Consider the following 24,863-nt stretch of genomic DNA (forward strand, 5'->3'; position numbering starts at 1 on the left):
TCAACCATAAGATTAACTAAAACAATTTTTTGCTTTGTTTCGTGCATCAGTCCTTGGCATTGCGAGCCGCAAAATCCGCTGTAAAGCGAACGTACCGCTGGATGCTCTACCATTTACAAGATCGGGTTTCCGATTATTATGTGCGAGATGTGTTGTAGCCGATTACAAGCACGGTTAAATATTTGACGGATTCGACGCAGAGAAATAGAACTTTTAGCATTGCCCCGACATCTATTTTGAGATACCCGTAACATCGAAAGTATTCTCTACATTCAGCAAGCAAATTAAACAATCAGGAGCGCCAAATGGATGACAACGACCACGAGTATTTTGGAATTGATGAAGGCAATGAAGCACTCCGCGAATATGCTTCAAATCTGACTGACAGCGAGAAAGATGAGCTTCTCGCCAGAATAAAAGAAGATGAAGCGTTTGCCGAGCTGATGCGAAATGCCATCGATGAAGTCAATAATCTTTTTACCGTAGCGGCCGTTGGCGATGATGGCGACTACGAAGAAACGCTGGAAGAGATGATTCACGACATCGACAATCCCGAACCAAGCGTACATAGACTGCGCATGTACTACCTGGAGAATAGGGATGAAATAGATATGAGCGCACTGCTATCGACTTCGGATGAAGAAGAGCAGTATTCGAACCGACTAGACGCGCTGCTAGAAACCTACAGCGCTAAACATGCCTAGGAAATAGAAGGTCGGGCTGCTCAAACCAGGTAATTTTTTACACTCAGACGCTGGTTCAGCCCGGCTTCACATTGCTGCAAGCCGCATGCAGAAAATCACGAAGATCTTCTTTAGTCGTGAATTGGTTGATGTGTTCGCTCGTGCAAGTCTCGGGTGAAGGCGTAAAAGTCTTCTCCTTGGTGCAGCCGGACAAAGCTGCAATCGCCATACAAGCGGCAGCCAACGAATAGATGGTTTTCATCCGCACACTCCGTGCACACACACTTTGATTACTCAACGACATCAGCACAGCACTGGTGAATGGCGTATCGCTGCCTTCAAGCTCGATAGCAATTCTTCGGTGAGGATAGGTTTCTGCACCACGTCGAACACGGAATCTGGTTGGTAGATCGGTGGTCTGCCGCTGATCAAGATCAGGGGAATATCACTGGTCTGCGGATTTTGTTTGATCTGATGACACAAGGTCAGCCCATCGATATGCGGCATATCGATATCAGTGAGAACAACATCAGGTTTATGAGATTTTAAAATCTCCAATGCCTCTTCGCCGTCCTGCGCCACCAAAATAGTAAAACCGTTGGCTTGAAGCAGTTCGGACATCACATCTCTAGCATCGAGATTGTCTTCGGCAATTAGGACTGTCGGCATGATTGTAATTAAAAAAAGAGAATGATAATGCCATCAAATGAGTCATGTGGATGTGCGCTACCGCTCTTGACTCAAAAGATGTTTTGGAGCAACGCCTTTAATGCCTAACTGTACTTGTTAAAGTCGTCCGGGTAGAGGCACATGTATCCCCATCATTTTGACGAGCTCCAGAAGAATAATATTGACGACAAGAAAAACCGAAATGGTGACGAATATATTCTTGAACTTCTTATGCGCTAAGCAACAAATTCCAATAGATAGAATGGTCGCACCGATTTTGAAAAGCCACCCAATACTGTTCGATTCAGCCCATTCCATAAGTTCTCCTGGTTACCAGCTGTAGCTTCACTGCTACTAGTGTAATAGCAAGATGCTGTTTGTATTAACGCATTCATGGCAACGTGAGATTGAATTAATACAAGCTGGCTTTCGTACGCTCTGGTAATTCACTATCGTATGTCGCTGCATCGAACACGCCGCCACTCAGTCGTTTATGCATGGCGCCAGGCGAGGGCAGGCTACTGCGTTCGACGTACTTGTCGGCATCCCACAGATGGGAGCGAACGATCGCCCTTGAGCAGTGAAAATACGCCGCATCGATCTTAACGATAATGACGGTACGCGGTAGCTTGCCGTCTACCTCAAACATCGCAAGCATATCCGGATCAACCGTGATTTCGGCATGTCCGATAACGCGTAATACTTCACCTACGCCCGGAATTAGAAACAGCAGCGATACCATAGGATTCTCAACAATGTTGCGTAAGCTGTCGATCCTGTTGTTGCCGGGGCGATCAGGAATAGCAAGAGTTTGCTTATCGAGAATTTTAATAAAGCCTGCGACATCGCCTCGTGGCGAGCAATCAACGCCGCCCGCACCGATCGATGCTAGAACCACAAAAGGCGACGCCTTCACGAAGGCTTGATAGTCCTCGTTCAAGAAATCGATTTCTTTCCACAGTGCCCGCTCATGTGGTGTGCCGTAAATCGCCTCCAGTTGTTCCACATTTGTGATCGCATGTGTCATGCAGGATGCTCCTCATCTAATTTAACGTTTTGATCTTGCCGTCTGAGTTCAGTATAAATTTTATGTCTAAGCGTTTATTGCCTCTCAGGATCTACGTTTAGTTTTATTTCGTGCTCGATATTGACTCGCCAATTGCGTAGTAATGTCCGCCTGCGATGTAGTGCAGGCTGCGCCATGCTGGATCGGCACTCTCAAAGTTCCAATGCCCATCTTTAAACACGCGTGTATCGGCCCATGCGCCTACCACCTCACCGATAAACAAATCGTAGCTTTGTTGGTTGTGCGGTTCTGGAACAAGTTTGCATTCGAGCCAGGCCGAACATCCTTCGACAAAGGATTGCTCGCTACCATCCATGCGTATCAATTTCGCGCCTGCTTGCTGCAACTTGTCCGGTGTATCAGCCAGGCTTAAGGATCCTACTGATTGCGTCAGATTTAACTGCGCTACGGTTGGCACCTGTATGACAAAGGAGCCACTTTTTTCGACCAGCTCACGCGTCTTCGCAGCTTTGTCTAGTACCACAGTGAGCTTGGGCGGCGAGTAATCCAGAGCGCACGCCCATGCAGCTGCCATGACATTGCTTACGCCGTCATGGTTTGCCGATACCAGCACAGTCGGCCCGTGGTTGATCAAGCGGTACGCTTTTTCCAGCGGCACAGACAAAATATAATTTTCCATTCAAGTTACTCACAGATTTTTCAAAATTGTATGGAAGTTATTTTTACTCTATAGGAATAAAAAAGGCGACCGTAAGACCGCCTTTCTTCTATCCAGCTTTCAACGAAAGCTTCGCCCACACTGGCAAGTTCAAGGTCTCTATCTAGTCAGCGGTTGATAGCGACGCGTCGGTCATCCGATAATACAGACCCATAGGATCGTCTTTCATGATTTCCATTTTTCCGGAAATTATCAATGGTTCGAAGGTGAACTTGAGCGGCTTTTTGGTCTTCACTTCAACCACGCCTTCTGGCCCCGCCGGCAAACAGTAAGAGCAGGTTGGCGGGGTATGAGAAATCAGAAAATGCTTCTGTTTCTCGCCAGCCTCCAGCGGCATCATGAATCCCTGAATCTTGATTTCCTGATTATTGAGTGCGGCGACTTCTTTGGTGAACTGCGGAACAATGCTGTTTTTAGCGCGCACTTGCTTGACCTTGGCCAGCGTGTTCCAAGAGGTCACACCTTTTTTATCCATGATGACCGGCATCTGCGCAGGAACACCATTGCCAGGCGGCGTGTGCTCGGCACTTTGCTGCGACTTTTGTGCAAACGCGGGCGCAGCTGTCAGCGCTGCCAAGACGGTCAGTGAACAAAGGAGGGGTAAAAATCGATCGCTAAGGACGTGCATACAAGCTCCATAAATCTGCCTACGCAGAATGATTAATGCGCGTGGCGCATCCCGCATAGTTTACCTAAAGCCAGGCCTTTGCAGGCGGCAGCTAATTCGGTGTGACAAATTTTTTCATCTTTGCCGCTGATCAGGCATTGTGCTGCTGCTTGATGCGCAGCTGCCATGGCCTGATGTTGGGCGATGGTTTCTTTCTTGTGCTCTTCTTTGCTTTCAGCATGTGCATTGAACGCTAACAAAGTGCTGATGAGTACTAATAGAGTCTTCATGTTTTTCCTTTTCGTAAAAATCAATGCGAAAGCGTGTTGGCGATATCGGTGCGATAAGCGCGTATCGCTGGTAGCAATGCGGCAATCAAGCCGATACCGAGTGCTACAAGAATTAACCAGAATTCTTCTGCAAGAATGATCAAGCCAGAAAGCGAGATGTTTTGATCAGCGGCAAGAATGTGTCCAAAAATCTCAACCGCGACATGTCCGATCAACCAGCCGAGCAGAGCGCCTGCCAATGCCAACACACAGCCTTCAATCAACAAGAGAACGAACAGTTTTCGCGGTGACGCGCCGAGCATGCGCAAAATGGCGAGATCAGCTTTGCGTTCTTCCAGCGCGTTATACAGCGCAACAAACATCGACAAGGCAGCTGACAGCAAAACGATGATCGCGATGCCGCGCAACACGTCTATCCCGACACCCATCAAGCGAAATAGCTTTGCTGCTTCCAGCGCAGGTTGCGCAGCCTGCAACTCACTTTGACTATTGATAAAACGCGGCATCGTCACTGCGGCCAGCGGCGATGCGTATTGAACCAGTAACGCAGTGAGCTCGCGCGATTCTTCCATCGCTTCTTTTTCTTCTGGATCGCTAGCGTCCAGCCCATTTGTCTTTTCGTGCACTGCCCATACTGACGCGACCGGCGTAACCACTAATCGGTCCAGCACGCTGCCGCCAGGTTTAAGGATGCCGACCACTTTGTATGGCACTCCATCATGTACTTCGCCACCACTGGTCAAACCATGCGAGCCATATAAGTCCTGACCTAATTTGATGCCGGTTCGTTTGGCGACCTGCGCACCAATCACCGCTTGCATAGGTTCTGCAAATAACTGACCTTGGTCAATCACGCCTTGGTAATGTTCGATGTAGCCAAGCGAAGTTCCAACTATGCGAAAGCCTTGATAACTATCACCCAAAGCCAAAGGCATGACGTTCTTGACCATGCGGTTTTTCTTCAAAAGATCTTCGGATGAAAGCGGAATATTGCCGGTCGGCGTATCCACTTGATAGATGGATGACAGTATCAGTTGCAGCGGCGAGCCTTTGGCACCGACCACCAGATCAATTCCTTCGGCATCGCGTGTCGCGCTGTCAGCAAGTTGCGTCGATACCGACAGGATGAACGTCATCATCGCGATGCCGACCGCCATCAACAGCATATTCAACGCCGTCGAAAGTGGCTTGTGACGCAAGGACTTGAGGGCGAGGGTAATCGCGTTGATTTTCATGCTGCTCATTTGCTGTCACCTCGCGCTTGATGCGAAGCTAAATGCGTAGCTAAACGTAGCGTTTTTGCTTGCGGTAATGCCGCTAAGACACGCGCATCATGCGTTGCAATGACCAGCGATGCGCCGATTTCTTCCGCTTGCGAGGTTAATAATTTGATCGCCGCACCACAGGATTCATCATCAAGATTTGCTGTTGGTTCATCGGCCAATAGCAACTGCGGCTGGTTAAACAAGGCGCGTGCAAGCGCTACGCGTTGACGTTGTCCCTGGCTGAGTTCATGTGGTTTGGAAAGCTTCTTTTCTTGCAGACCTAGCGCAGCCAGCAATTGATCCGCACGCGCATGACTTTGATCCCGATTGCTGGCATACGCTGCCAGCAAGATATTTTCCTGCGCGTTTAACGCTGGAATGAGCGCCAGTTTTTGTGGAAGAAAGCCTATTGTTTTGCCGCGCCAGCGATCCGAATCTTGCGGTGGCAGCGCAGATACATCGGTGCCAGCAACCATAATGCTACCTGTTTGAGGCCTCAAGATTGCCGCGATTAAATGCAGCAAGGTCGACTTACCGCTGCCAGAAGGCCCGACGAAAATCCCATGCTCGCCTGCAGCGAGGCCGAATTCAACCTGACTTAATTGGTCGATATTGGAACGAGGGTAGCGATAGCTGATATTTGATATTTGCAACATGGTTGCATATTACGTAAAAAGCTGGAGCCTGCATAGAGTCATCTGAAAATCATCTTCGTTTTGAATGTGGAATCAAGTAATCAAGCATGCAGTAACTCTACGAACGCATTTTTAAGATCGCTATCGTTTGCCCAAACATTGTATTTATAGTTATTGTATAAATTGAACGAAGAGGTTTCTTCTATGGATCACGCCATGCCAGTTAACTGAGCAAGCCAAAAGGAAAACAAGCATGACTATCAATTGGATAGACTTCACGCCATGGGCATCACTCGCAGGTGGTTTGCTAATAGGTTTGGCGGCCGCGCTGTTAATACTATTCAACGGCAAAATTGCGGGTATCAGCGGAATAGTGGGCCGTTTGCTGCGACCAGTGCGGCACGACATCGCTTGGCGCATCTTGTTTATCGTAGGCCTTATTTCCGCGCCTTTGTTTTACCAATTGATCGCGCCATTGCCATCCGTGCAGATCGATGCCAGCACCACAATATTGATTCTTGCGGGTCTGCTAGTTGGCATTGGTAGCCGCTACGGTTCAGGCTGTACTAGCGGTCACGGCGTGTGCGGCCTGTCGCGTGGTTCATTGCGCTCGGTCGTAGCGACCGTGAGTTTCATGCTGGCTGGCTTCGCGACGGTGTTCATCGTGCGCCATCTTTTCTTCTAAGAGGCTCTATGCAAATACTCATAGCGTTCATAGCCGGATTGATCTTCGGTCTTGGGTTGATCTTGTCGGGCATGGCAGATCCATCCAAGGTTTTGAATTTTCTGGATTTGAGCGGCGACTGGGATCCTTCGCTGGCATTCGTCATGGGCGGCGCGATTTGCGTTGGCGTTATCGCATTCCATTTTGCGAAGAAGCGTCAAAAGTCATTGCTAGGTGACGCGATGTCTTTGCCTACCAACACCCGCATCGATCGCCGACTCGTATTAGGTAGTCTTGTTTTCGGTATAGGTTGGGGGCTGGCCGGATATTGCCCTGGCCCTGCGCTTGTGTCGCTGAGCAGCGGCAATTCCAAAAACATCATTTTTGTCATCGCAATGCTTGCCGGCATGGCGATGTTTGAAGTGCTTGAGCGCGGGCGTTCAAACGCAAAGCAATCGTCGTAGCGTGAAGCGCATCTTGTAGCCCTGAATCGAGAGATATGAATGAACCTGAAACCCATACAGTTGTTCGACCCCAAGTCATCCACCTTCACCTACATACTCAATGTTCCAGGTAGTCCTGATGCAGTCATCATTGATCCGGTCGATGTGCATTGGGAGCGTGATTTATTGCATCTGCAAAGGCTGAACCTGAAATTGACATACGTGATGGAAACTCATACGCATGCAGACCATGTGACATCGGCCGGCAAGTTGCGTGAGATGACAGGCGCCAAAGCAGTGGTGCCCAGCGGTTGCGGCATTTCCCCAGCGGATATCCAATTGCGCGATGGCGACGTTATCCACTTTGGCGCTCACGAAGAAATCCGCGCGCTGCATACCCCGGGACATACCTCTGGCAGCATGAGCTACATATGGCGTGGCAACGTTTTTACAGGTGATGCGCTATTGATTAACGGCTGCGGTCGTACCGACTTTCAAGGTGGTAGTGCCGAAGCACTGTACGACAGCATTACCAAGAAATTGTTTGACTTGAATGAGACCACGTTGGTGTGGCCGTGCCATGATTACAAGGGCCAGTCGGTATCGTCGATCGCTTGGGAAAAACGACACAACGCGCGGGTCAGCAAATGTGACCGTGCCGCGTTCGTGAACTACATGAATAAGCTGGATCTACCCAAGCCTAAACTGATTGATATCGCAGTACCTGCTAATCACAATCTAGGATTGCCGCATGGGGTATAAGTGACACGAGTGACAACAGATTAAGCAAACTCACAACATACGAAGGAAGCAAATATGCAAAGCATAGCGACCATTGCGACAGGGCTTGTAGCCATCCTGCATGTCTATATTTTGTACCTGGAGATGTTCTTGTGGGATACGCCTAAAGGCAGAAAAGCGTTTGGTCTTACAGCAGAATTTTCAGCAGCGTCAAAAGTGTTGGCTGCAAATCAAGGCTTGTACAACGGCTTCTTGGCGGCTGGCCTGATTTGGGGAATATGGCTAGGTTCTGCAGGCGATTCAATCAAACTATTCTTCCTCGCCTGTGTTGTGGTGGCGGGAATCTTTGGTGGAGTGACATCCAGTAAAAAGATCCTGTTTGTTCAGGCACTGCCTGGAGCAATCGCTCTAGGATTCGTTTTTTTGTCTAGCGTGCAGAGCTAGGCCTATAAACAAACTCTTGAACCCAGACTGAGGAATTCAGCTCTTGTATGAACAAGGCGTTTTCCGCATAACTCGGAAAACGCCTTTATTTTTATTACGCTGTCAGTTATACGACAGTGAAATCAACGATCAAATTATCGACGTCCCACTCTGTTGCTAGCGAACAATCAAGACAGGAACCTCTGTCGTTGCCAGCACTCGGCTGGTCACGGATCCAAGCACGATAGATCCAAGTGCGCTATGACCATGCGAACCCATCACGATTAAATCTATTTTGTGCTTCTTGGCATATTTTCCGATCTCGAAAGATGGATCGCCTATCTTGTAACCAGCTTGAAAAGCCACGTCTTTTTTGTGCAGTATTTTTTCTGCAACGGCGAGAGCTGCCTCTGCATCCTCTTTGTAATAACCGTCTACTACATCACTACCAAGAAGGGCGCGTGCCCGATGGGTGCTCAAACCAACGGGGATCGGTGCTTTGACATGCAAGAGATGTAGATCAGGTAGCTCTTTACACGAGTCTATGTAGCCAATTAAAAATTGGGCGGCTTTAACTGTAAATTCCGAACCATCTACGGCAAAAAGAATGTTCATGATATCTCCTTGAGTTTTAAAAACTGGCTTTGACTTATAGAGCTATTTCAGACATTCATCGTGACGCGTTTAACTAATAGTGATTTGATTTACATCAACTTTTCTCTCGTTACAGAAAAGTCACGGATGCCAGATGGTGGGCTTGCATAACTTCGGTCTCTATTTGATGTAGATCAATAGTTCGGTGTCGTTCTGCAATAGGATGGATTTGCGGTACTTAGAAGTAACCATCTTTCTAGAGGAGACAATCATGTTCAAGAAAATTTTACTTGCCACCGATGGTTCGGAACTTTCGAACAAGGCAATTCAATCCACTTTGCAATTCGCGAAAGAGCATGGGAGCAAGGTGGTTGGTTTGTCGGTCGCCACAATTTATCCGTATTACCCCGTATATGGGATGGAAGGCATAAGCAGCGAGTTCGTCGTAGCCATCAATAAGGAAGCAACGAAAAACGTTCAGCAAATCGCACTTTCCGCAGCCACATTGGGCGTCGACGTAGAAGTACATGTTGTGGAGGGAACGAATCCCCACGAAGAAATCATCAAGGCGGCTGACGCTTACCAATGTGATGCCATTTTTATGGCGTCACATGGCCGAAAAGGGCTCGATAAATTTTTGCTTGGAAGTGAAGCACAAAAGGTCCTTGTTCATAGCAAATTGCCGGTCACGATATTCAAGTAATTTGAATAAAGTAAAAGTTTAAGGAAGTCCATGTTCAAAAATATTCTGCTCGCAAGTGACGGATCCGATCTTTCCAGGCAAGCGATGCACGAAGCTGTTCAACTAGCAAAAAGCACGGGCGCAAAGATGATTGCTTTGGCGGTGGCGGTCGACTTCAATCCTTATCTTGCGACCGAACTGGTGATGAGCAACGATGAGATGCAGCCGCTATCAGAAATTTTGAAAGACGCAGAAAGCCACGTCAAGGAAATCGAGGAGTTGGCAAAGTCATCTGGCGTTGCGGTTCAAACACATGTCGTTATGGGATATGAGCCGGCGGAAGAAATCTTGAAGATGGCAGAAGAGAAGAGCTGCGATTTGATTTTTATGGCATCGCATGGACGACGTGGTATCGATAAAATTTTTCTCGGCAGCCAGGCTGAGAAGGTTTTGAATAACAGCAAAGTTCCAGTTCTGATTTTCAAATAGGTTAAGCGGAGCAACCCATGCGTTGTTAACCTGGGAGCAGCCGCTACGGAGGGTGTAGTCTGAATCAAAGACGTGACATTGCTGCAGTATCCACCCCATGAGGTTCACACGATGCTAGTTCTGGTACTTAACGCTGGCAGCTCATCGCTTAAATGTAGCGTGTTCGATACGGTCGCCGATCTGCAGCTATTCAAGACATCTTTTGAGCGGCTGGACAATCTCGAAGATGCTTTGCAACAGATACCGGGCTTGCTGGAAAAGGCGGGCGTTACCGATTTCGAAGCAATTGCTCATCGCGTGGTGCATGGCGGCGTCAAATTCCGCGATGCTTGTTTGATTACCGAAGTTGTGATCGAGACAATTGCGGAATACAGCAAGCTGGCTCCCTTGCATAATCCTTGCGCGCTCACTTGTATTAAAACGGCAGGCCAGCTCTGGCCTAAACTCCCGCAAATTGCGGTGTTCGATACCGCATTTCATCAAACTATTCCCGAAAGGGCATTCGTTTATGCCATCCCTAAACCATGGCGGGATACAGGTCTGCGTCGTTATGGTTTTCACGGGACGTCTCACAAGTATGTGATGGAACACGTGGCTGCAGCGCTGCATGCCACGCCGCAGGATATTCGCCTGATCAGTTGCCACCTCGGTAACGGAGCGAGCGTTTGTGCGATCGATAGAGGCGTTTCGGTGGACACTTCCATGGGAATGACTTCTCTGGAAGGACTGGTGATGGGCACTCGCTCGGGCGACGTCGATCCCGGATTGTTTGCTCATTTGGAGCGCACTCTTGGACTTTCCGCTGACGAAATTGAAGACGGCCTCTATCACCGCAGCGGCCTGGCCGCGCTTTCCGATGCGGGCAACGACATGCGTGACATTGAACAACGGGCAGCCGCAGGCGACCGAAATTCACAGCTTGCGATCCAGGTTTATGCATACAGGGTACATAAATACATAGGTGCATATGCTGCCGTGATGGGTGGTGTCGATGTCATCGCGTTTACCGGTGGCATAGGTGAAAATTCGGCGTCGATGCGCAAACGTATTTGCGAAAGATTTGACTTTATCGGCCTGGCTTTTGACGATGATGCCAATACATCCATCAAGCTTGCGGGACATGAGGTCGCAGCTATGCATCAGCCCCATTCGCGATTGAAGGTAGTGGTAACCGCTACGCGCGAACAATGGATGATCGCGCGCGAAGCTGCGCGAGTGCTTGAGAAGGCAAGTACCTTAAGCATCGCGCAGCGCACTGTTCCTATCGCCGTTTCCGCGCGCCATGTTCATTTGACGGAAGCAGCATGTCACGCGCTGTTCGGCGAACCGTACGCGCTTCAAATACAAAAGAACTTGAGTCAACCCGCGCAGTGGGCCACGGAAGAAACCGTGGATATTATCGGACCGCGCGGCGAGCTGAAAGGCGTGCGCATCCTTTGTCCCTATCGTGAAGCAAATCAAATTGAAATTTCCGAAACAGATGCGTTTGTGCTTGGAGTCGATGCGCCACTGCGCTTGTCCGGAGACATACAAAATACGCCGATGGTCAGCTTGCGAGGTCCGTCGGGCACCATAAGCTCACATGGAATAATCGTCGCACAACGTCATCTTCATACGCATGTCAAAGATGCTGCTTTGCTAGGTCTGTCTAACGGACAATTTGTTGATATTGAAGTTGATAGCGCTGGGCGATCCCTGATATTCAAGGACGTCGCAGTGCGCGTAAGCGATCGTTTTGTGACGGAAATGCACATCGATACCGATGAGGCTAATGCAGCACATCTGGAACATGGCGGTAGCGGTGTGTTGATGCTTTAGGAAAGGCGTACTTCCGCTTCAATCTGTTTTGTATCGGATCTGGGTGTCAAAGCGTTCTACCAGAAAATCAATGAAAGCTCTGGCACGCGCCGTTTGATTACGTCGATTCGCGTAATAGACAAACAGATCTGCGGACGGCAGATTGAACTCGGGCAGGATGACTTTCAGTCGCCCGCTTTCAAGATACTTCGCCAAATCCCATTCTGAGCGTATCAAAATCCCATGACCGTCCAGCGCCCAACCGAGGACGATATCGCCGTCATTACTCGACAATGCCCCTTGGACTTTCATCACTTCGTTTTGCTGATTCCGCGTGAAGCGCCAGATGCCGTAGGCTTCGTCATTTTGTCTGTGAATGATGCAGCGATGCTGCGTCAGGTCGGCGAGGGTAGTGGGTGTGCCGTGTTGTTCCAGATAAAGCGGCGATGCACATAAGAAGCGCCGGTTCGTCATCAGGCATCGAGCGTTGAGTCTTTGATCTGGCAGCGCGCCAAATCGTACCGCGATATCAAACCCACCTTCAACCAGATCCACCGGCTTGTCGGTTAATTCAACCTGTACTTCAACATGCGGATGCAGCCGTGCGAATTCCGAGACCAGCGGTGCGATGGTGGTACGGCCAAACCCCAGTGTGGCGTTCACCCGCAACAAGCCGCGCAAATCCGTTTTGCTGCTGGATACGGCGTCTTCCATTTCGCGCAATTGTTCAAAAATGCGCGTCGCATGCGACAGGTAAGTTTCACCTTCCTTGGTCAGGCTGATGCTGCGTGTGGTGCGATTAATAAGGCGCACGCCGAGCTTGGCCTCCAACTGAGCAAGTCGTTTGGTGGCGGCGGGCGGCGTGATGTCCATCGCGCGCGCGGCGGCAGACAGATTGCCATGACGTGCAATCAGGATAAAGAATTCGAGTTCGGAGGCGAGATCGTTTTTCACAGCAAGTTTTTGTCTGGCTATTCACCAAAAGTTAATAATCAACTGATTTTTGGTGAAGTATAAGCGCACTTTGGGCAGATATGCTGGCGTCTGCTTGAAACATGCCGCAGCAGTGAAGTCCCAGAACACTTAGGAGAACCAATGAGAGTCGTCGAAATCCGTGAAAAAACCTTGCCTATCAGCTCGCCCATCCGCAACGCCTATATCGACTTCAGCAAAATGACACTGAGTCTGGTCGCCGTGGTTACCGACGTGATTCGCGATGGCAAGCCGGTGGTCGGTTATGGCTTCAACTCCAATGGCCGTTACGGCCAGGGCAAACTGATGCGCGAGCGCTTTATCCCACGCTTGCTGGAAGCCGATCCTGATTCCCTGATCAACGACGCTGGCGACAATCTCGATCCGCACAAGATCTGGAACACGATGTTCACGAATGAAAAGCCGGGTGGTCATGGCGAGCGTTCAGTGGCGATCGGCACCATCGATATGGCTGTGTGGGATGCGGTGGCGAAGATAGAAGGCAAGCCACTGTTCCAGTTGCTGGCTGATCGCTACGGCAACGGCACGCCAAATCGCGAGATTTTTGTCTATGCGGCTGGCGGTTATTACTATCCCGGCCAGAATCACGACAAGCTCAAGGACGAAATGCGCAGCTATATCGATCGCGGCTATACCGTGGTCAAGAAGAAGATAGGCGGCGAATCGCTGGACGAGGATTTGCGTCGTATCGATTCGATCCTGAGTGTCTTGCAGGATGGGCAGAAACTGGCGGTCGATGCGAATGGCCGTTTCGATCTGGATACCGCGATCCAGTACGCCAAGGCCTTATCCCAATACGACCTGTTCTGGTACGAAGAGGCGGGCGATCCGCTGGATTTCGAGCTGCAGGCAACCTTGCGCAACTATTACAAGAACCCGATGGCAACCGGCGAAAACCTGTTTTCGATGCAGGATGCGCGCAACCTGATACGTTACGGCGGCATGCGCCCTGATCGTGATTACCTGCAATTTGACTGCGCCTTGAGTTACGGCCTAGTTGAATATCTGCGCACGCTGGACATGCTGAAAGAGCACGGCTGGTCGAAAGAGCGTTGCATTCCACACGGCGGCCATCAAATGTCTTTGAACATAGCGGCTGGTCTTGGACTTGGCGGCAACGAATCGTATCCGGATTTATTCCAGCCTTTCGGCGGTTTTCCGGACGGAGTGAAAGTGCAAAACGGCTACATCACGATGCCGGATTTGCCGGGTATCGGTTTTGAAGGGAAGGCCGATCTGTATCAGGAAATGCAGAAGCTGCTGGCTTGAAGTAGTAGGGCACTATGCTGAGATTCTCGGCTTGGCGTTTATAAAGAAGATGAAGATGGTGTAGTGCCTTCAAGAAAGACGCCTATTTTTGATGAATAAAACAGTGATTTAAAACAAGAGAAAAATTTAAAGTGAATTGATTGAATTAGATTATAAGTCTATGATTATTAGATAAATACTATCTTAAAAATAAATCACTTTAAGTATTCATCATCCTGAATACTGATGCTTTTTCGGCGTTGCCTTCAAGTACACATCTTTGATGCAACTACGTGTAGAACATTACGATACGGCTGGCAAAATTGTTGGCAGAAAGTAAAAAGGCTTGCGGATCGCAAGCCTTTTTACGTGGATAAATCCAAGCGACCGACAAGGTCGCGCTATTGATTTTTAAGCTTTGGAAATGTCTGCGACCTGTTGCTCGAGCTTGGCCTTCAGATCTGGATCGAGTTTCAACTCTTTTGCCAATTGATCCAGATAGGCGCGCTCCATGAAGCTTTCATCATCCACGATCAGCAAGCTGGCCAGATACATCTCGGCTGCCATTTCTGGTGTAGTCGATGCACGCGCTACCGCAGAAGGATCGAGCGGACGGGTTAATTCTTCATGCAACCAGCGTTGATCGGCGGCATCGGCTGAAAGCTTGGCCATTTCCTGTTCGAGCAATTGCGTTTCTTCCGCGCCGATATGACCATCGGCCTTGGCCGCGCCTATCATCGCAATCAGGATCGCCGAACTGTGTTGTTCAGCTTGTGGGGCAGGTAAGCGATCCAGGGTTTGTGGTTCGCCAATAGGAGCATTGCCGGTTTGTTTCGCCTGATCACGTTGCCAATCGCCATACGCCTTGAATGCCAAAGCACCCAGCGCCGCCATGCCGCCGTACATTGCGATATTGCCGCCGATTTTGCGGGCCTTCTTGTTACTGAGTAGCATCGCCAACGCACCACCGCTGATTGCGCCGCCGCCAAATCCCGTCAGCAAGGACGACAGACCACCACCGCCTTGACCGTTATTGGCTTGACCACCGCCTAACAGACCGCCAAGTTTGTCCTGCAAGCCACCCAAAGCGCCGCCACTTTGCTGGCCGTTCTGGCCATTGCCCCATTGTTTGGCCAAATCCTGGCCGGACTTCAAAAGTTGATCCAATATAAGACGTGTGCTCACCGAGGGTCCCTTTTAGATGTTGGTCGTGAGTACCATTGACCGAAAAATCGCCGCTTTGTTCAATTATAAAAACTGCATGCGATAGTAAATCTCATCAGTTCTATAGCCGCGAGTTTCCGCTCGTCAAACAAGTTTCTAATCAATCGCGACTCGACACCTCAAGCGCCAAGATCGGTCGTTTCTTCAAGCTGGGTCGGCTACCGGATCGGCGTCCTGCGCCAAACCGGCGATATCGGCCTTGACCTTCCTGATGTCCGGAATGCTTTTGTAGCGCAGGTTTTTATAACCAGCTCTTTGCAAAATCATGTCATGCCTTGCCTCGACTGCTTCCTTGCCTTTGTAGCTGGGGACGTCCGACGTAACGATCGCAATCACCTTGAAGGATTTGTCGCAGATTACAAAGTTGGCTACTTTGCTCTCAAAGGCATTGCGAGTTGCGCGTTTGTCCGCAGCCATCAACGCGGAAAACGCGACCTGCGGTAGCACGATGTGTTCAGGTAATGCTTCCATCAAGCGGAAATACAGGGCCTGTTCTTGCTCACTCAATGGAGATTTCTGGCTGATATTGCCGCCCAGTTTTCTGTTTTGTTTGGTTCCTTCACGCGCCGCCAGCACGGCTGCTATCAACGCCAGCCCCAATATTGCAAAAGTCCAGATCATCACTAGTCCCAGGAAAAAAGCAGAAGGGTAACGTAAAAAACGCTTCTTGTATGCGAAGCTCATGCTCCTCTGTCTGCGCAAAAGAGCACTTTACGCCTGATAAAAAGTCCCAACAAAAAACCAAAAACTGAATGGGTAGTAAAATCTCACCTGTTGTATTGCCAAGAGTTTCCTCTTTGCAAAGTAGTCTTCTGATCAATCACGACTCATCGCATTTAATCTCGCAACATCAGCGCCCCCAACCGGTCAAGCTGTGTTCTTGAATTCTGCTATGCCCACCACCTCGGTGCATAGCGAACATGAAAAAGCGCATGTCATCTTAATGAACATATGGATTAAATAATGTTGAAAAAAACCCACCTAGCTTTACTCGGTTTTGTTTTATCGCTGACGCTGATGCCTTTGCATGCAGCCGAAATCAAAAAAGTAGATGTCATGCTGGTCGGCGGCGGCATCATGAGTTCGACCTTGGGTATTTGGCTCAATGAACTCGAACCGACCTGGACCATGGAAATGGTCGAACGACTCGACGGCGTAGCGCAAGAAAGCTCAAACGGCTGGAACAATGCAGGCACCGGTCACTCCGCCTTGGCCGAGTTGAACTACACGCCAGAAAACAAGGATGGCAAGATTGAAATCGCTAAAGCGATCGAAATCAATGAGGCCTTCCAGATATCCCGCCAATTCTGGGCCTGGCAAGTCAAGAACAGTGTCTTGAAAGATCCACGCTCATTCATCAACTCGACGCCGCACATGAGTTTTGTATGGGGCGATGAGAACATCAAGTACCTCAAAAAACGTTACGAAGCATTGCAAGCAAGCCCATTATTCCGCGGCATGCAGTACTCGGAAGATGCTGAACAAATCAAGAAGTGGGTTCCACTGATGATGGAAGGCCGCGCCGCGAATCAAAAAGTCGCAGCCACCTGGACGCCAATCGGTACCGACGTCAACTTCGGCGAAATCACACGTCAGTTTGTCGGTCATCTTCAAACCAAACCTAATTTTTCTCTGAAGCTTTCGAGCGAAGTGCAAGACATCACACGCAACAAAGATGGCACCTGGCGCATCGCTTACAAGAATTTGAAGGATGGTTCTAAAACAGAAACCGACGCCAAGTTTGTGTTTATCGGTGCGGGTGGCGGTGCCTTGCATCTGCTGCAAAAATCCGGCATTCCTGAAGCGAAAGAATATGGCGGCTTCCCAGTCGGTGGCTCCTTCCTGGTGACTGACAACCCTGCGATTGCCGAACAGCATTTGGCCAAAGCGTATGGCAAGGCATCGGTAGGTTCGCCTCCAATGTCGGTGCCGCATCTGGATACCCGTGTGCTGGATGGCAAACGCGTTATTTTGTTTGGCCCGTTCGCTACCTTCTCGACCAAGTTCTTGAAAGAAGGCTCGCACATGGATCTGTTCACGAGCACGACGACAAGCAATGTTTGGCCGATGGTGCGAGTGGGCGTTGCCGAGTATCCGCTGGTTGAGTATTTGGCTGGTCAGTTGATGCAATCAGATGATGACCGCTTGAATGCATTGAAAGAATACTTCCCGAACGCGAAAAAAGAAGACTGGCGTTTGTGGCAAGCAGGTCAACGGGTGCAGATCATCAAGCGCGATGAAGACAAGGGTGGCGTACTGCGATTGGGTACCGAAGTCGTGGCATCCAAGGATGGCACGATCGCTGGTTTGCTTGGCGCATCGCCGGGCGCATCCACTGCTGCACCTATCATGTTGAACGTGCTTGAAAAAGTATTCAAGGACAAGGTCGCAACGCCAGCATGGCAAAGCAAGATCCGTCAGATTGTTCCAAGTTATGGCACCAAGCTGAACGATCACCCAGAAAAAGTGGTTCAAGAATGGGCGTATACCAGCCAGTTGCTGAAGCTGACGCCGCCACCTGTTATCGATTTGAAAGTAGTGCCGCAAGCACCAGCCAAATCCGGTGCAAGCAAGCCTAAGCGCGAAACAGCCGATCTGGCACTGTAATGTAAGTCGTATCGAATATTGAATTTCGATACGCATCGCTAAAAAGAAAAGGGCCTGGTATAAAAACCAGGCCCTTTTTTCATTTGCTAAACATGACTACATTTTATTCACTTCCTTAGTCACTTTGACATGCAGCATCCTGCGCTGCAGGACTCTCAGCTTTAGTAGTCGGACGAATCCCATTTTTGACCGCAATGATTTCAGCCATTACGCTCACTGCGATTTCCGCTGGCGTTTTGCTGCCGATGTGAATCCCGACCGGGCTATGCAAGCGTGCCAACGATGCATTGGTTTCGTTGAAATGAGTCATCATCCGTTCACGTCGGCTTGCGGCGTTACGAAGCGAGCCGATTGCGCCCACGTAAAAAGCAGGGCTGTGTAAAGCTTCCAGCAAAGCCAGATCGTCCAGTTTTGGATCATGACTGAGCGCGACTATGCAACTGCGTTGGTCAGGCCTGAACGTGACAACGGCGTCGTCGGGCATCTCGGTAACGATCTGCACGCCGGACACAGACCAGACCTTTACGTACTCGGTGCGTGGATCGCACACGGTCACAGCGAAGCCATTAAACACCGCCATCGTTGATAAATACTCGGCCAGTATTCCGGCGCCAATCAACAACATTCGATACTCAGGTCCCAATGTAGATGTCAGATGCTCGCCATCAAAATGCAACGGTTGCGCAGTATCAGTTGGTTCAAGGACGACGCTGCCATCGGCACAAGACACGGTACGACGCATCAGCAAGCCTGACTCCAACCTTTGCACCAATGTATTCAATGCGTCGGGCTCGGGATTGAACTCCAACAATAATTCCAAAGTACCGCCACAGGGCAGGCCAAAACGATAAGCTTCATCGGCACTGACGCCATACTTAACTAACTCAGTGGTTTGCGACGACATGGCAGCTACGCTTTGCGCGGTGGCATACCGCGAGATCAAGTCATCTTCTATACAACCGCCGGAGATGGAGCCGACCGTAAGTCCGTCGTCACGCAAAGCCATCATTGCGCCCACGGGTCTGGGTGATGATCCCCATGTTTTGATAACCGTTGCCAGCAATGCCCGGTGACCGGCGGCGCGCCAGTCACGCAAACTACGTAATACGGTGATGTCTATGCTGTCCATTTTTTCTCTCAGGCGGGATGGTCTGTTCGCACGAATAATTCCTCGGCCTTGGCCAAGTCGTCGACGGTATCAATATCTGTCACCAGCCCCGCGTCATCCAAAACCAGATCGAAGACTTCATGCGACGCACGATATTTTTCCACGACCGTTTTTGCGCCAGCATCGCCAGATAAACCGCACAGCGCCTCAAAACATTCATGACGAAACGCGACCGGATGTCCTTGCTGTTGGCGGTAATGCGGCACGACGACTTTTTGTAAAAGCAGGCCATTGGCTACCAACTGCAAACTTTTGGCCTGAATCATAGGCAAGTCGCCGGGAAGGATTAACCATCCTGCAGCGTGCGGCGTGGCAGACACGCCGGCGGCGATGGAGTCGGCCATGCCGCCGCTGCCCGGCGAGTGCTTGACGACATGCAAATCCAGACCTGCTAATTCAACCGCGCGAAGCACGCGTTCCAACACCGTCGCACCGGCCAAGGATGCGGCTAGCTTGTGCGTCTTGCCGCCGGAGGCGTGGAAGCGTTCTCCTTTTCCAGCAGCAAGTACGATGACGACGGGTTTGGCGGTCATAAGCGTTTAGATGTAAGCAGGCATCTTGCTGATCAGCTTGTCGAGCGTAACGGGGTAGTCCCGCACGCGCACACCGGTTGCGTTGTACACCGCGTTGGCAATCGCCGCGCCGACACCGCAAATACCCAATTCGCCTACACCTTTTGCCTTCATAGGCGATGACATCGGATCGGTTTCATCGAGAAAGATCACCTCTTGATGCGGAATATCCGCGTGCACCGGGACTTCATAGCCAGCCAGATCATGATTCACGAAAAAGCCGGATCGCTTGTCGACGACCAACTCTTCCATCAACGCCGCACCGGCACCCATCGTCATCGCACCGATCACCTGGCTGCGCGCTGATTTTGGATTGAGAATACGGCCGGCAGCGCACACTGCCAGCATGCGTCGGATGCGCGTTTCACCAGTGGCGATGTCGACACCGACTTCGACAAAATGCGCGCCGAAAGTCGATTGCTGATACTTCTTGTCGAGGTCGCCATACTCCATAAAATCTTCAGCAACGATTTCGCCAGCTTCGGCTGCATCGCCTAACTTCACGGAGCGACCGCCCGAGCGTACCAAGCCATCTGTGAACTCAGTATCAGCAGCATTGAAGCCGAATTTTTTCGCGACGATTTCGCGCATTTTCACGCACGCTGCATACACGCCGGCGGTTGAACTATTGCCGCCCCATTGACCACCAGAACCGGCAGAAACAGGGAAGGCCGAATCACCCAGGCGCACCACGACTTTATCCAAGGGCACGCCCATCATTTCAGCAGCAGTTTGCGCGATGATGGTGTAGCTGCCGGTACCGATATCGGTCATATCGGTTTCGACAGTGACCACGCCGTTGCGATCAAGACGGATACGTGCCGCCGATTCCATGACGAGGTTGTTACGAAATGCCGCGGCCACGCCCATGCCGACCAGCCATTGGCCGTCACGCGTTTGGCCGGGCTCGGCATTGCGCTTATTCCAGCCAAAATTCTCTGCACCGGTACGCAGGCAATCAATCAAACGACGTTGCGAAAAGCGTCGATCCGGGTTTTCTGGATCCACCTTGGTATCGTTGAGGATGCGGAAAGTTACCGGATCGATCTTGAGTTTTTCCGCCATCTCATCCATTGCCACTTCAAGCGCCATCAAGCCAGGCGCTTCACCCGGCGCGCGCATTGCATTTCCTTCCGGCAGATCGAGCACCGCCAGACGCATGGCTGTCATTCGATTCGCTGCGGCATACATCAGGCGCGTTTGCGCTACTGCGGTTTCCGGGCCGCCGCCAGGAAGATCGCCCGACCAGGATTCGTGACCGATCGCCGTGATTTTGCCATCACGTGTCGCACCAATGCGGATACGTTGAATGGTCGCGGGTCTGTGCGTGGTGTTATTGAAGATGAAAGGGCGGGGCAGAGCGACTTTTACGGGACGCTTCGCTGCGCGCGCACCGAGTGCAGCCATCAAGGCTTCTGATCGGACGAATAATTTTCCGCCAAAGCCACCACCGATATATGGCGAAACAAGACGGACATTTTCCTTGGGAATGCCTAAGGTTTTTGCCACATCACCGCGACCCCAATCGATCATTTGATTGGATGTCCATAGCGTCAACTTGTCGCCATCCCAGGATGCGATCGATGCGTGTGGTTCCATCATCGCGTGTGACTGGTCTGGCGTACTGTAATTGGCGTCGAGTCGCACTGGTGCGGTCGCAAATGCGCCAGCGAAATCACCCGTTTTACTGTCTTTATCCTTTTTTGGCATGACGGCTGAATCTTTCGCCTTCGCCAAATCGTAAGCACCTTTTGCCGGCGCATACTTCACACGCACCAGATTCGCTGCTGCACGCGCTTGCTCAAAAGTCTCTGCAACCACGACCGCAATCGCCTGATGATAATGCTGGATGTCTGGTCCACCGAGTAACTTTGCAGTATTGAAATTGCCCTTGGCGAGCTTGCCCGCAGTTTCCGCAGTGACGATAGCAATCACGCCCGGCGCCTTGCTGGCTTCGCTCAAATTGATCGATGTGATTCGACCTTTGGCAATCGCAGATCCGACCACGTAACCATACGCGGCGTTCGGTGCAGCTGCATGCTGCTCATAAGCGTAAGGTGCGGCGCCTGTGGTTTTCAGCGGGCCATCAATACGATCAACAGGACGGCCAACAAACTTGAGTTGATCGATAGGATTTGTCGTGGCTGGTGTAGTGAATTTCATGTCTTAGCCTTTCTTTGCTTCAGCCAGCACAGCGGCGAGCGTGCGGTGGACTAAATGAATCTTGAAGGCGTTTTCATGCGTCGGTTTGGCACCGGCCAGCAGTTGATCCGCAACGGCCTTTGCACCATTCGGCAATTTTTTCTCAGCCGCTTCGACCCGCCATGGTTTATGCGCGACGCCACCCAATGCCACTCGACCATTGCCGTCGGGCTGGATGATTGCAGCAACCGACACCAAGGCAAATGCATACGAAGAACGATCGCGAACCTTGCGATAAATATGTTTGCCACCGATAGGCTTGGGCAGATTCACGCTAGTGATCAATTCACCTGCTTGCAATACGTGTTCAATGTGCGGTGTATTGCCCGGTAATGCATGGAAATCAGCAATTGGAATTGTCCGTATCGAGCCATCCGGCTTTACAGTTTCGACCTGTGCATCCAGCACGCGCATGGCGACAGCCATATCGCTAGGATGCGTTGCGATGCAGGCATCACTCACACCAACGACAGCTAGTTGACGACTGAAACCACCTATCGCAGAACAACCGCTACCGGGAACGCGTTTATTGCAGGGCAGGTTGGTGTCGTAGAAATATGGACAACGCGTACGTTGCAGCAAATTGCCCGAGGTCGTCGCCTTGTTACGCAACTGAGCTGATGCGCCTGCCAGCAAGGCGCGTGAAAGGACACCGTAATCACGTCGCACCCGCACGTCAGCCGCAAGATCGGTGTTGCGCACTAGTGCACCGATACGCAGACCACCGTCAGCCATCACTTCGATTTTATCGAGCGCCAAACCATTCACATCTATCAGATGTGCGGGCGTCTCGATTTCAAGTTTCATCAGGTCTAACAGGTTGGTACCACCGGCGATGAACTTCGCGCCGGGTGTGCGCAATGCGGCTGCGGCAGCTTCCGCTGGCGACTGCGCGCGCTGATAAGTGAAGACCTTCATGCTGGCCTCCCTGCGACTTCGGTAATGGCATCGACAATGTTCGAATACGCGCCACAACGACAGATGTTGCCGCTCATGCGCTCGCGGATTTCTTCTGCAGTGATCTTCGGACTTGCGTTGAGATCGCCGCTGACATGACTAGGAATGCCTTGCTTGATTTCTTCCAGCACCGAGACGGCAGAACAGATTTGACCAGGTGTGCAATAACCGCACTGGTAGCCATCATGTTTAACAAATGCTGCCTGCATCGGATGCAATTTATTGACGTTGCCCAGACCTTCGATGGTCGTAATGTTCGCGCCTTCGTGCATCACGGCGAGGCTGAGACAGGAATTAATTCGTCGCCCATCTACGATCACGGTACACGCACCACACTGGCCGTGATCGCAACCTTTTTTCGTACCGTTTAACTGAAGATGCTCACGTAAAGCATCCAGCAAAGTAGTGCGGGTATCAAGATCGAGTTTGTGGACTTCGCCATTAACCTTGAACGAAACGCTGGACGTAACAGGGGACGGACTTGGGGTAGTTTCCATAGAAGTTTGGGCTCCCGCTACTGACGGCACGGCCATCGCAGTTGTGGATACCGCACCTGCAATCAACAGATTGCGGCGGGTGATTTTGATATCGCTGAATTGATTCATTTTGCGCTCATCCTATTTGGCTATAAATACTGGCTGATAGAGATCGACCTGACTTGGCAAGGAACACCGGACTTAATGATCCTCTGAAGACTAGGTTAAGGCCCTAGTAAGATACTCGACTTAAGAAAGACTCGCTGGCGGCGGAATAATTCCCTGTGAAAACAGGAATCTACCCAAAGTGCTTATTCAAGTACGTGATGTGTTGCATTAATACTGTCTTGTTCGAATACGAATTGCACAAGCTCAAGCTTGATTGGGATTTCTCATTCAACGTAACGGATCGCGTCTATCACCAATTGAAATGCGCGGGTCGAATGACGACGGCTTGAGTAGTACGCGTGCAAACCTGGGAACGATGGACACCAATCCTCCATTACGCTGACTAGACGGCCATCCCAGACTGGGTTCTCCGCAAGATCGGCCGTCAAAAATGCCAAGCCTGCTCCACTGAGTGCCGCATTCAACATTTGGTAAGCGCCGGTGCAGATGACCTGGCCGTCAACGCGAGCCTGAATTTCGCGCTCGCCATCACGCAGCTCCCACGCATAAATCCCACCGTTGCTGGATAAGCGCAAGGTAATGCAATTATGTTTAAGCAGGTCTTGCGGCGTTTGCGGAATCGGATGGTGTAAAAAATAGCTAGGCGCCGCGACGATCATCAGACGCATATCCGGCGTCAAGCGAACCGCGATCATGTCTTGCTCGACTTGATCACCATATCGCACACCGATGTCGTACTGCTCCGCTGCAATATCCACCAAGCGATAGTCGGAGTTGATTTCCACTCGCACGCCAGGATTGTCGGGTAACACTTTTGATAACCGTGGCCACAGAACATTGTCGATCACGTGATCAATCGCTGTGATGCGTATTGTGCCAACGGGCTTTTCACCTAATTCACTCGCCGCCGCAATCTGGCTTTCGATTTCATCAAAATGGGGCGCAACGCTATCCATTAATTGTTGACCCGCTGCAGTCGGCGACACGCTCCGCGTTGTGCGCGCCAAAAGACGTACACCCATGCGTGCCTCGAGTGTACTTACAGCGCGGCTCAGTGCCGACTGTGACATCCCGAGTTTAGCTGCAGCGCGCGTGAAACTCCGCTCTTTTGCTACCGCCAAAAACAGCATGATTTCGTTGATATTGTTTTGCACCAAGGTCAGTCCTAAGCTAAAGGTAGTCTGAGGATTCTATCTGCGAATGATCCTTTACTGCTTCGCCATTCTGCCTGTTTCAGCCCTTTATGAATGTCCTAAATTACCTCCTCTGGCGCATAAGCCCATGCATCTGACGGTGTTTTTCTGCAACGAAATTAGCACTAACATCTACGGTGTTCAAATAAGTCATCAAGCGTCCAAGCCTTGCCGGCTCTATGTTTGTCACGTTTTCCAGTCACAGAAAATGCTGGAATCTTGTTCTTGAAAGGACTTTTCGACAGACAGCAAACTAATACTCGCTGATGCGATTAATGATGCACAAGGACTAATGCAAGTCGGGGCGTGCCCTGATTCCTGCATCGTCCATGCGTCAAATATGGGCACGTCTTTTTTACAGATGATT

At 50.6% G+C, this 24,863-nt stretch carries 28 protein-coding genes; 10 read left to right on the forward strand and 18 right to left on the reverse strand.

Features of this window, described 5'->3' with window-relative positions; all coding sequences use genetic code 11:
* The first annotated feature begins 305 nt into the window (after nt 1-305).
* Nucleotides 306-704, forward strand: a complete 399-nt coding sequence (locus Q7T66_RS10150; RefSeq protein WP_304933216.1) for a hypothetical protein — start codon at nt 306-308, stop codon at nt 702-704.
* Between the two features lie 55 nt (nt 705-759).
* Here the strand turns inward: Q7T66_RS10150 and trbK are convergent, their stop codons facing one another.
* From trbK to Q7T66_RS10190, 8 genes are all read right to left on the reverse strand, one after another.
* On the reverse strand, nt 760-945 hold the full coding sequence (trbK, locus tag Q7T66_RS10155) for an entry exclusion lipoprotein TrbK (RefSeq protein ID WP_304933217.1): 186 nt from the start codon (nt 943-945) through the stop codon (nt 760-762).
* A gap of 41 nt (nt 946-986) precedes the next feature.
* Nucleotides 987-1,352, reverse strand: coding sequence for a PleD family two-component system response regulator (locus tag Q7T66_RS10160; RefSeq protein ID WP_304933218.1), 366 nt, complete (start codon nt 1,350-1,352; stop codon nt 987-989).
* 412 nt (nt 1,353-1,764) lie between these two features.
* On the reverse strand, nt 1,765-2,379 hold the full coding sequence (locus tag Q7T66_RS10165) for a pyridoxamine 5'-phosphate oxidase family protein (RefSeq protein ID WP_304933219.1): 615 nt from the start codon (nt 2,377-2,379) through the stop codon (nt 1,765-1,767).
* A gap of 103 nt (nt 2,380-2,482) precedes the next feature.
* Nucleotides 2,483-3,058, reverse strand: coding sequence for a flavin reductase family protein (locus tag Q7T66_RS10170; protein ID WP_304933220.1), 576 nt, complete (start codon nt 3,056-3,058; stop codon nt 2,483-2,485).
* Nucleotides 3,059-3,200: 142 nt separating this feature from the next.
* Nucleotides 3,201-3,725 carry a DUF3299 domain-containing protein gene (locus Q7T66_RS10175; RefSeq protein WP_304933221.1) on the reverse strand — a complete coding sequence of 175 codons (525 nt, stop codon included), beginning with the start codon at nt 3,723-3,725 and terminating at the stop codon, nt 3,201-3,203.
* Nucleotides 3,726-3,757: 32 nt separating this feature from the next.
* Complete coding sequence (locus Q7T66_RS10180) at nt 3,758-3,994, reverse strand: hypothetical protein (protein WP_304933222.1); 237 nt, start codon at nt 3,992-3,994, stop codon at nt 3,758-3,760.
* Nucleotides 3,995-4,014: 20 nt separating this feature from the next.
* Complete coding sequence (locus Q7T66_RS10185) at nt 4,015-5,238, reverse strand: FtsX-like permease family protein (protein WP_304933223.1); 1,224 nt, start codon at nt 5,236-5,238, stop codon at nt 4,015-4,017.
* Nucleotides 5,235-5,915: an ABC transporter ATP-binding protein gene (locus tag Q7T66_RS10190; RefSeq protein WP_304933224.1), complete on the reverse strand. Its 681-nt coding sequence runs from the start codon at nt 5,913-5,915 to the stop codon at nt 5,235-5,237. Before Q7T66_RS10190 ends, Q7T66_RS10185 begins: the two co-directional genes overlap by 4 nt.
* 187 nt (nt 5,916-6,102) lie before the next feature.
* Here Q7T66_RS10190 and Q7T66_RS10195 point away from each other — a divergent pair, with 187 nt between their 5' ends.
* The 4 genes from Q7T66_RS10195 to Q7T66_RS10210 are packed head-to-tail and all read left to right on the forward strand — an operon-like array spanning nt 6,103 to nt 8,186.
* The gene (locus Q7T66_RS10195) at nt 6,103-6,579 is read left to right on the forward strand and encodes a YeeE/YedE family protein (RefSeq protein ID WP_304933752.1); all 477 of its coding nucleotides are present in this window, start codon (nt 6,103-6,105) and stop codon (nt 6,577-6,579) included.
* Between the two features lie 8 nt (nt 6,580-6,587).
* Entirely contained in the window at nt 6,588-7,022 is a 435-nt protein-coding gene (locus Q7T66_RS10200; protein ID WP_304933225.1) for a YeeE/YedE family protein, read from the forward strand.
* Nucleotides 7,023-7,061: 39 nt separating this feature from the next.
* On the forward strand, nt 7,062-7,763 hold the full coding sequence (locus tag Q7T66_RS10205) for an MBL fold metallo-hydrolase (RefSeq protein WP_304933226.1): 702 nt from the start codon (nt 7,062-7,064) through the stop codon (nt 7,761-7,763).
* 54 nt (nt 7,764-7,817) lie between these two features.
* Nucleotides 7,818-8,186 (forward strand): DUF1304 domain-containing protein, encoded by a 369-nt coding sequence (locus tag Q7T66_RS10210; RefSeq protein ID WP_304933227.1) that lies wholly within the window; start codon nt 7,818-7,820, stop codon nt 8,184-8,186.
* Nucleotides 8,187-8,342: 156 nt separating this feature from the next.
* Here the strand turns inward: Q7T66_RS10210 and Q7T66_RS10215 are convergent, their stop codons facing one another.
* A complete protein-coding gene (locus Q7T66_RS10215) occupies nt 8,343-8,780 on the reverse strand; it encodes a universal stress protein (RefSeq protein WP_304933228.1) in 438 nt (145 codons plus the stop codon).
* A gap of 250 nt (nt 8,781-9,030) precedes the next feature.
* Here Q7T66_RS10215 and Q7T66_RS10220 point away from each other — a divergent pair, with 250 nt between their 5' ends.
* The 3 genes from Q7T66_RS10220 to Q7T66_RS10230 all read left to right on the forward strand — a co-directional run bounded on the left by Q7T66_RS10220 (nt 9,031) and on the right by Q7T66_RS10230 (nt 11,748).
* Nucleotides 9,031-9,462, forward strand: coding sequence for a universal stress protein (locus Q7T66_RS10220; protein WP_304933229.1), 432 nt, complete (start codon nt 9,031-9,033; stop codon nt 9,460-9,462).
* A gap of 30 nt (nt 9,463-9,492) precedes the next feature.
* Entirely contained in the window at nt 9,493-9,930 is a 438-nt protein-coding gene (locus Q7T66_RS10225) for a universal stress protein (protein ID WP_304933230.1), read from the forward strand.
* Nucleotides 9,931-10,041: 111 nt separating this feature from the next.
* Complete coding sequence (locus Q7T66_RS10230) at nt 10,042-11,748, forward strand: acetate/propionate family kinase (protein ID WP_304933231.1); 1,707 nt, start codon at nt 10,042-10,044, stop codon at nt 11,746-11,748.
* An 18-nt stretch (nt 11,749-11,766) separates the two neighbouring features.
* Here the strand turns inward: Q7T66_RS10230 and Q7T66_RS10235 are convergent, their stop codons facing one another.
* Entirely contained in the window at nt 11,767-12,681 is a 915-nt protein-coding gene (locus Q7T66_RS10235; RefSeq protein ID WP_304933232.1) for a LysR family transcriptional regulator, read from the reverse strand.
* Nucleotides 12,682-12,822: 141 nt separating this feature from the next.
* Between Q7T66_RS10235 and Q7T66_RS10240 the strand changes: the two genes are divergently transcribed.
* A complete protein-coding gene (locus Q7T66_RS10240) occupies nt 12,823-13,989 on the forward strand; it encodes a mandelate racemase/muconate lactonizing enzyme family protein (RefSeq protein WP_304933233.1) in 1,167 nt (388 codons plus the stop codon).
* Between the two features lie 390 nt (nt 13,990-14,379).
* On the opposite strand, the gene Q7T66_RS10245 is transcribed toward Q7T66_RS10240, so the two are convergent.
* Together Q7T66_RS10245 and Q7T66_RS10250 are read right to left on the reverse strand one after the other, a co-directional pair.
* Complete coding sequence (locus Q7T66_RS10245) at nt 14,380-15,153, reverse strand: tellurite resistance TerB family protein (RefSeq protein ID WP_304933234.1); 774 nt, start codon at nt 15,151-15,153, stop codon at nt 14,380-14,382.
* Nucleotides 15,154-15,336: 183 nt separating this feature from the next.
* Complete coding sequence (locus tag Q7T66_RS10250) at nt 15,337-15,813, reverse strand: DUF2726 domain-containing protein (RefSeq protein WP_304933235.1); 477 nt, start codon at nt 15,811-15,813, stop codon at nt 15,337-15,339.
* A 342-nt stretch (nt 15,814-16,155) separates the two neighbouring features.
* On the opposite strand from Q7T66_RS10250, the gene mqo reads away from it, so the two are divergent.
* The gene (gene mqo / locus Q7T66_RS10255) at nt 16,156-17,799 is read left to right on the forward strand and encodes a malate dehydrogenase (quinone) (protein WP_304933236.1); all 1,644 of its coding nucleotides are present in this window, start codon (nt 16,156-16,158) and stop codon (nt 17,797-17,799) included.
* A gap of 115 nt (nt 17,800-17,914) precedes the next feature.
* On the opposite strand, the gene Q7T66_RS10260 is transcribed toward mqo, so the two are convergent.
* From Q7T66_RS10260 to Q7T66_RS10285, 6 genes are all read right to left on the reverse strand, one after another.
* Entirely contained in the window at nt 17,915-18,928 is a 1,014-nt protein-coding gene (locus tag Q7T66_RS10260) for an XdhC family protein (RefSeq protein WP_304933237.1), read from the reverse strand.
* Between the two features lie 8 nt (nt 18,929-18,936).
* A complete protein-coding gene (locus Q7T66_RS10265) occupies nt 18,937-19,500 on the reverse strand; it encodes a nucleotidyltransferase family protein (protein ID WP_304933238.1) in 564 nt (187 codons plus the stop codon).
* A 6-nt stretch (nt 19,501-19,506) separates the two neighbouring features.
* Entirely contained in the window at nt 19,507-21,702 is a 2,196-nt protein-coding gene (gene paoC, locus Q7T66_RS10270; protein ID WP_304933239.1) for an aldehyde oxidoreductase molybdenum-binding subunit PaoC, read from the reverse strand.
* 3 nt (nt 21,703-21,705) lie between these two features.
* Nucleotides 21,706-22,659, reverse strand: a complete 954-nt coding sequence (locus Q7T66_RS10275) for a xanthine dehydrogenase family protein subunit M (RefSeq protein WP_304933240.1) — start codon at nt 22,657-22,659, stop codon at nt 21,706-21,708.
* Nucleotides 22,656-23,303, reverse strand: coding sequence for an aldehyde dehydrogenase iron-sulfur subunit PaoA (gene paoA, locus Q7T66_RS10280; RefSeq protein WP_304933241.1), 648 nt, complete (start codon nt 23,301-23,303; stop codon nt 22,656-22,658). Before paoA ends, Q7T66_RS10275 begins: the two co-directional genes overlap by 4 nt.
* A 263-nt stretch (nt 23,304-23,566) precedes the next feature.
* Nucleotides 23,567-24,460 (reverse strand): LysR family transcriptional regulator, encoded by an 894-nt coding sequence (locus Q7T66_RS10285; RefSeq protein ID WP_304933242.1) that lies wholly within the window; start codon nt 24,458-24,460, stop codon nt 23,567-23,569.
* Nucleotides 24,461-24,863 lie beyond the last annotated feature (403 nt).

It is taken from the genome of Herminiimonas sp., from assembly GCF_030655415.1.

What these genes read in the sequence shown, in the direction of transcription:
- Q7T66_RS10150 (WP_304933216.1), top strand. Translation starts at nt 306, where the DNA reads ATGGATGACAACGACCACGAGTATTTTGGAATTGATGAAGGCAATGAA.
- trbK (WP_304933217.1), bottom strand. Translation starts at nt 945, where the DNA reads ATGAAAACCATCTATTCGTTGGCTGCCGCTTGTATGGCGATTGCAGCT.
- Q7T66_RS10160 (WP_304933218.1), bottom strand. Translation starts at nt 1,352, where the DNA reads ATGCCGACAGTCCTAATTGCCGAAGACAATCTCGATGCTAGAGATGTG.
- Q7T66_RS10165 (WP_304933219.1), bottom strand. Translation starts at nt 2,379, where the DNA reads ATGACACATGCGATCACAAATGTGGAACAACTGGAGGCGATTTACGGC.
- Q7T66_RS10170 (WP_304933220.1), bottom strand. Translation starts at nt 3,058, where the DNA reads ATGGAAAATTATATTTTGTCTGTGCCGCTGGAAAAAGCGTACCGCTTG.
- Q7T66_RS10175 (WP_304933221.1), bottom strand. Translation starts at nt 3,725, where the DNA reads ATGCACGTCCTTAGCGATCGATTTTTACCCCTCCTTTGTTCACTGACC.
- Q7T66_RS10180 (WP_304933222.1), bottom strand. Translation starts at nt 3,994, where the DNA reads ATGAAGACTCTATTAGTACTCATCAGCACTTTGTTAGCGTTCAATGCA.
- Q7T66_RS10185 (WP_304933223.1), bottom strand. Translation starts at nt 5,238, where the DNA reads ATGAGCAGCATGAAAATCAACGCGATTACCCTCGCCCTCAAGTCCTTG.
- Q7T66_RS10190 (WP_304933224.1), bottom strand. Translation starts at nt 5,915, where the DNA reads ATGTTGCAAATATCAAATATCAGCTATCGCTACCCTCGTTCCAATATC.
- Q7T66_RS10200 (WP_304933225.1), top strand. Translation starts at nt 6,588, where the DNA reads ATGCAAATACTCATAGCGTTCATAGCCGGATTGATCTTCGGTCTTGGG.
- Q7T66_RS10205 (WP_304933226.1), top strand. Translation starts at nt 7,062, where the DNA reads ATGAACCTGAAACCCATACAGTTGTTCGACCCCAAGTCATCCACCTTC.
- Q7T66_RS10210 (WP_304933227.1), top strand. Translation starts at nt 7,818, where the DNA reads ATGCAAAGCATAGCGACCATTGCGACAGGGCTTGTAGCCATCCTGCAT.
- Q7T66_RS10215 (WP_304933228.1), bottom strand. Translation starts at nt 8,780, where the DNA reads ATGAACATTCTTTTTGCCGTAGATGGTTCGGAATTTACAGTTAAAGCC.
- Q7T66_RS10220 (WP_304933229.1), top strand. Translation starts at nt 9,031, where the DNA reads ATGTTCAAGAAAATTTTACTTGCCACCGATGGTTCGGAACTTTCGAAC.
- Q7T66_RS10225 (WP_304933230.1), top strand. Translation starts at nt 9,493, where the DNA reads ATGTTCAAAAATATTCTGCTCGCAAGTGACGGATCCGATCTTTCCAGG.
- Q7T66_RS10230 (WP_304933231.1), top strand. Translation starts at nt 10,042, where the DNA reads ATGCTAGTTCTGGTACTTAACGCTGGCAGCTCATCGCTTAAATGTAGC.
- Q7T66_RS10240 (WP_304933233.1), top strand. Translation starts at nt 12,823, where the DNA reads ATGAGAGTCGTCGAAATCCGTGAAAAAACCTTGCCTATCAGCTCGCCC.
- Q7T66_RS10250 (WP_304933235.1), bottom strand. Translation starts at nt 15,813, where the DNA reads ATGATCTGGACTTTTGCAATATTGGGGCTGGCGTTGATAGCAGCCGTG.
- mqo (WP_304933236.1), top strand. Translation starts at nt 16,156, where the DNA reads ATGTTGAAAAAAACCCACCTAGCTTTACTCGGTTTTGTTTTATCGCTG.
- Q7T66_RS10260 (WP_304933237.1), bottom strand. Translation starts at nt 18,928, where the DNA reads ATGGACAGCATAGACATCACCGTATTACGTAGTTTGCGTGACTGGCGC.
- Q7T66_RS10265 (WP_304933238.1), bottom strand. Translation starts at nt 19,500, where the DNA reads ATGACCGCCAAACCCGTCGTCATCGTACTTGCTGCTGGAAAAGGAGAA.
- paoC (WP_304933239.1), bottom strand. Translation starts at nt 21,702, where the DNA reads ATGAAATTCACTACACCAGCCACGACAAATCCTATCGATCAACTCAAG.
- Q7T66_RS10275 (WP_304933240.1), bottom strand. Translation starts at nt 22,659, where the DNA reads ATGAAGGTCTTCACTTATCAGCGCGCGCAGTCGCCAGCGGAAGCTGCC.
- paoA (WP_304933241.1), bottom strand. Translation starts at nt 23,303, where the DNA reads ATGAATCAATTCAGCGATATCAAAATCACCCGCCGCAATCTGTTGATT.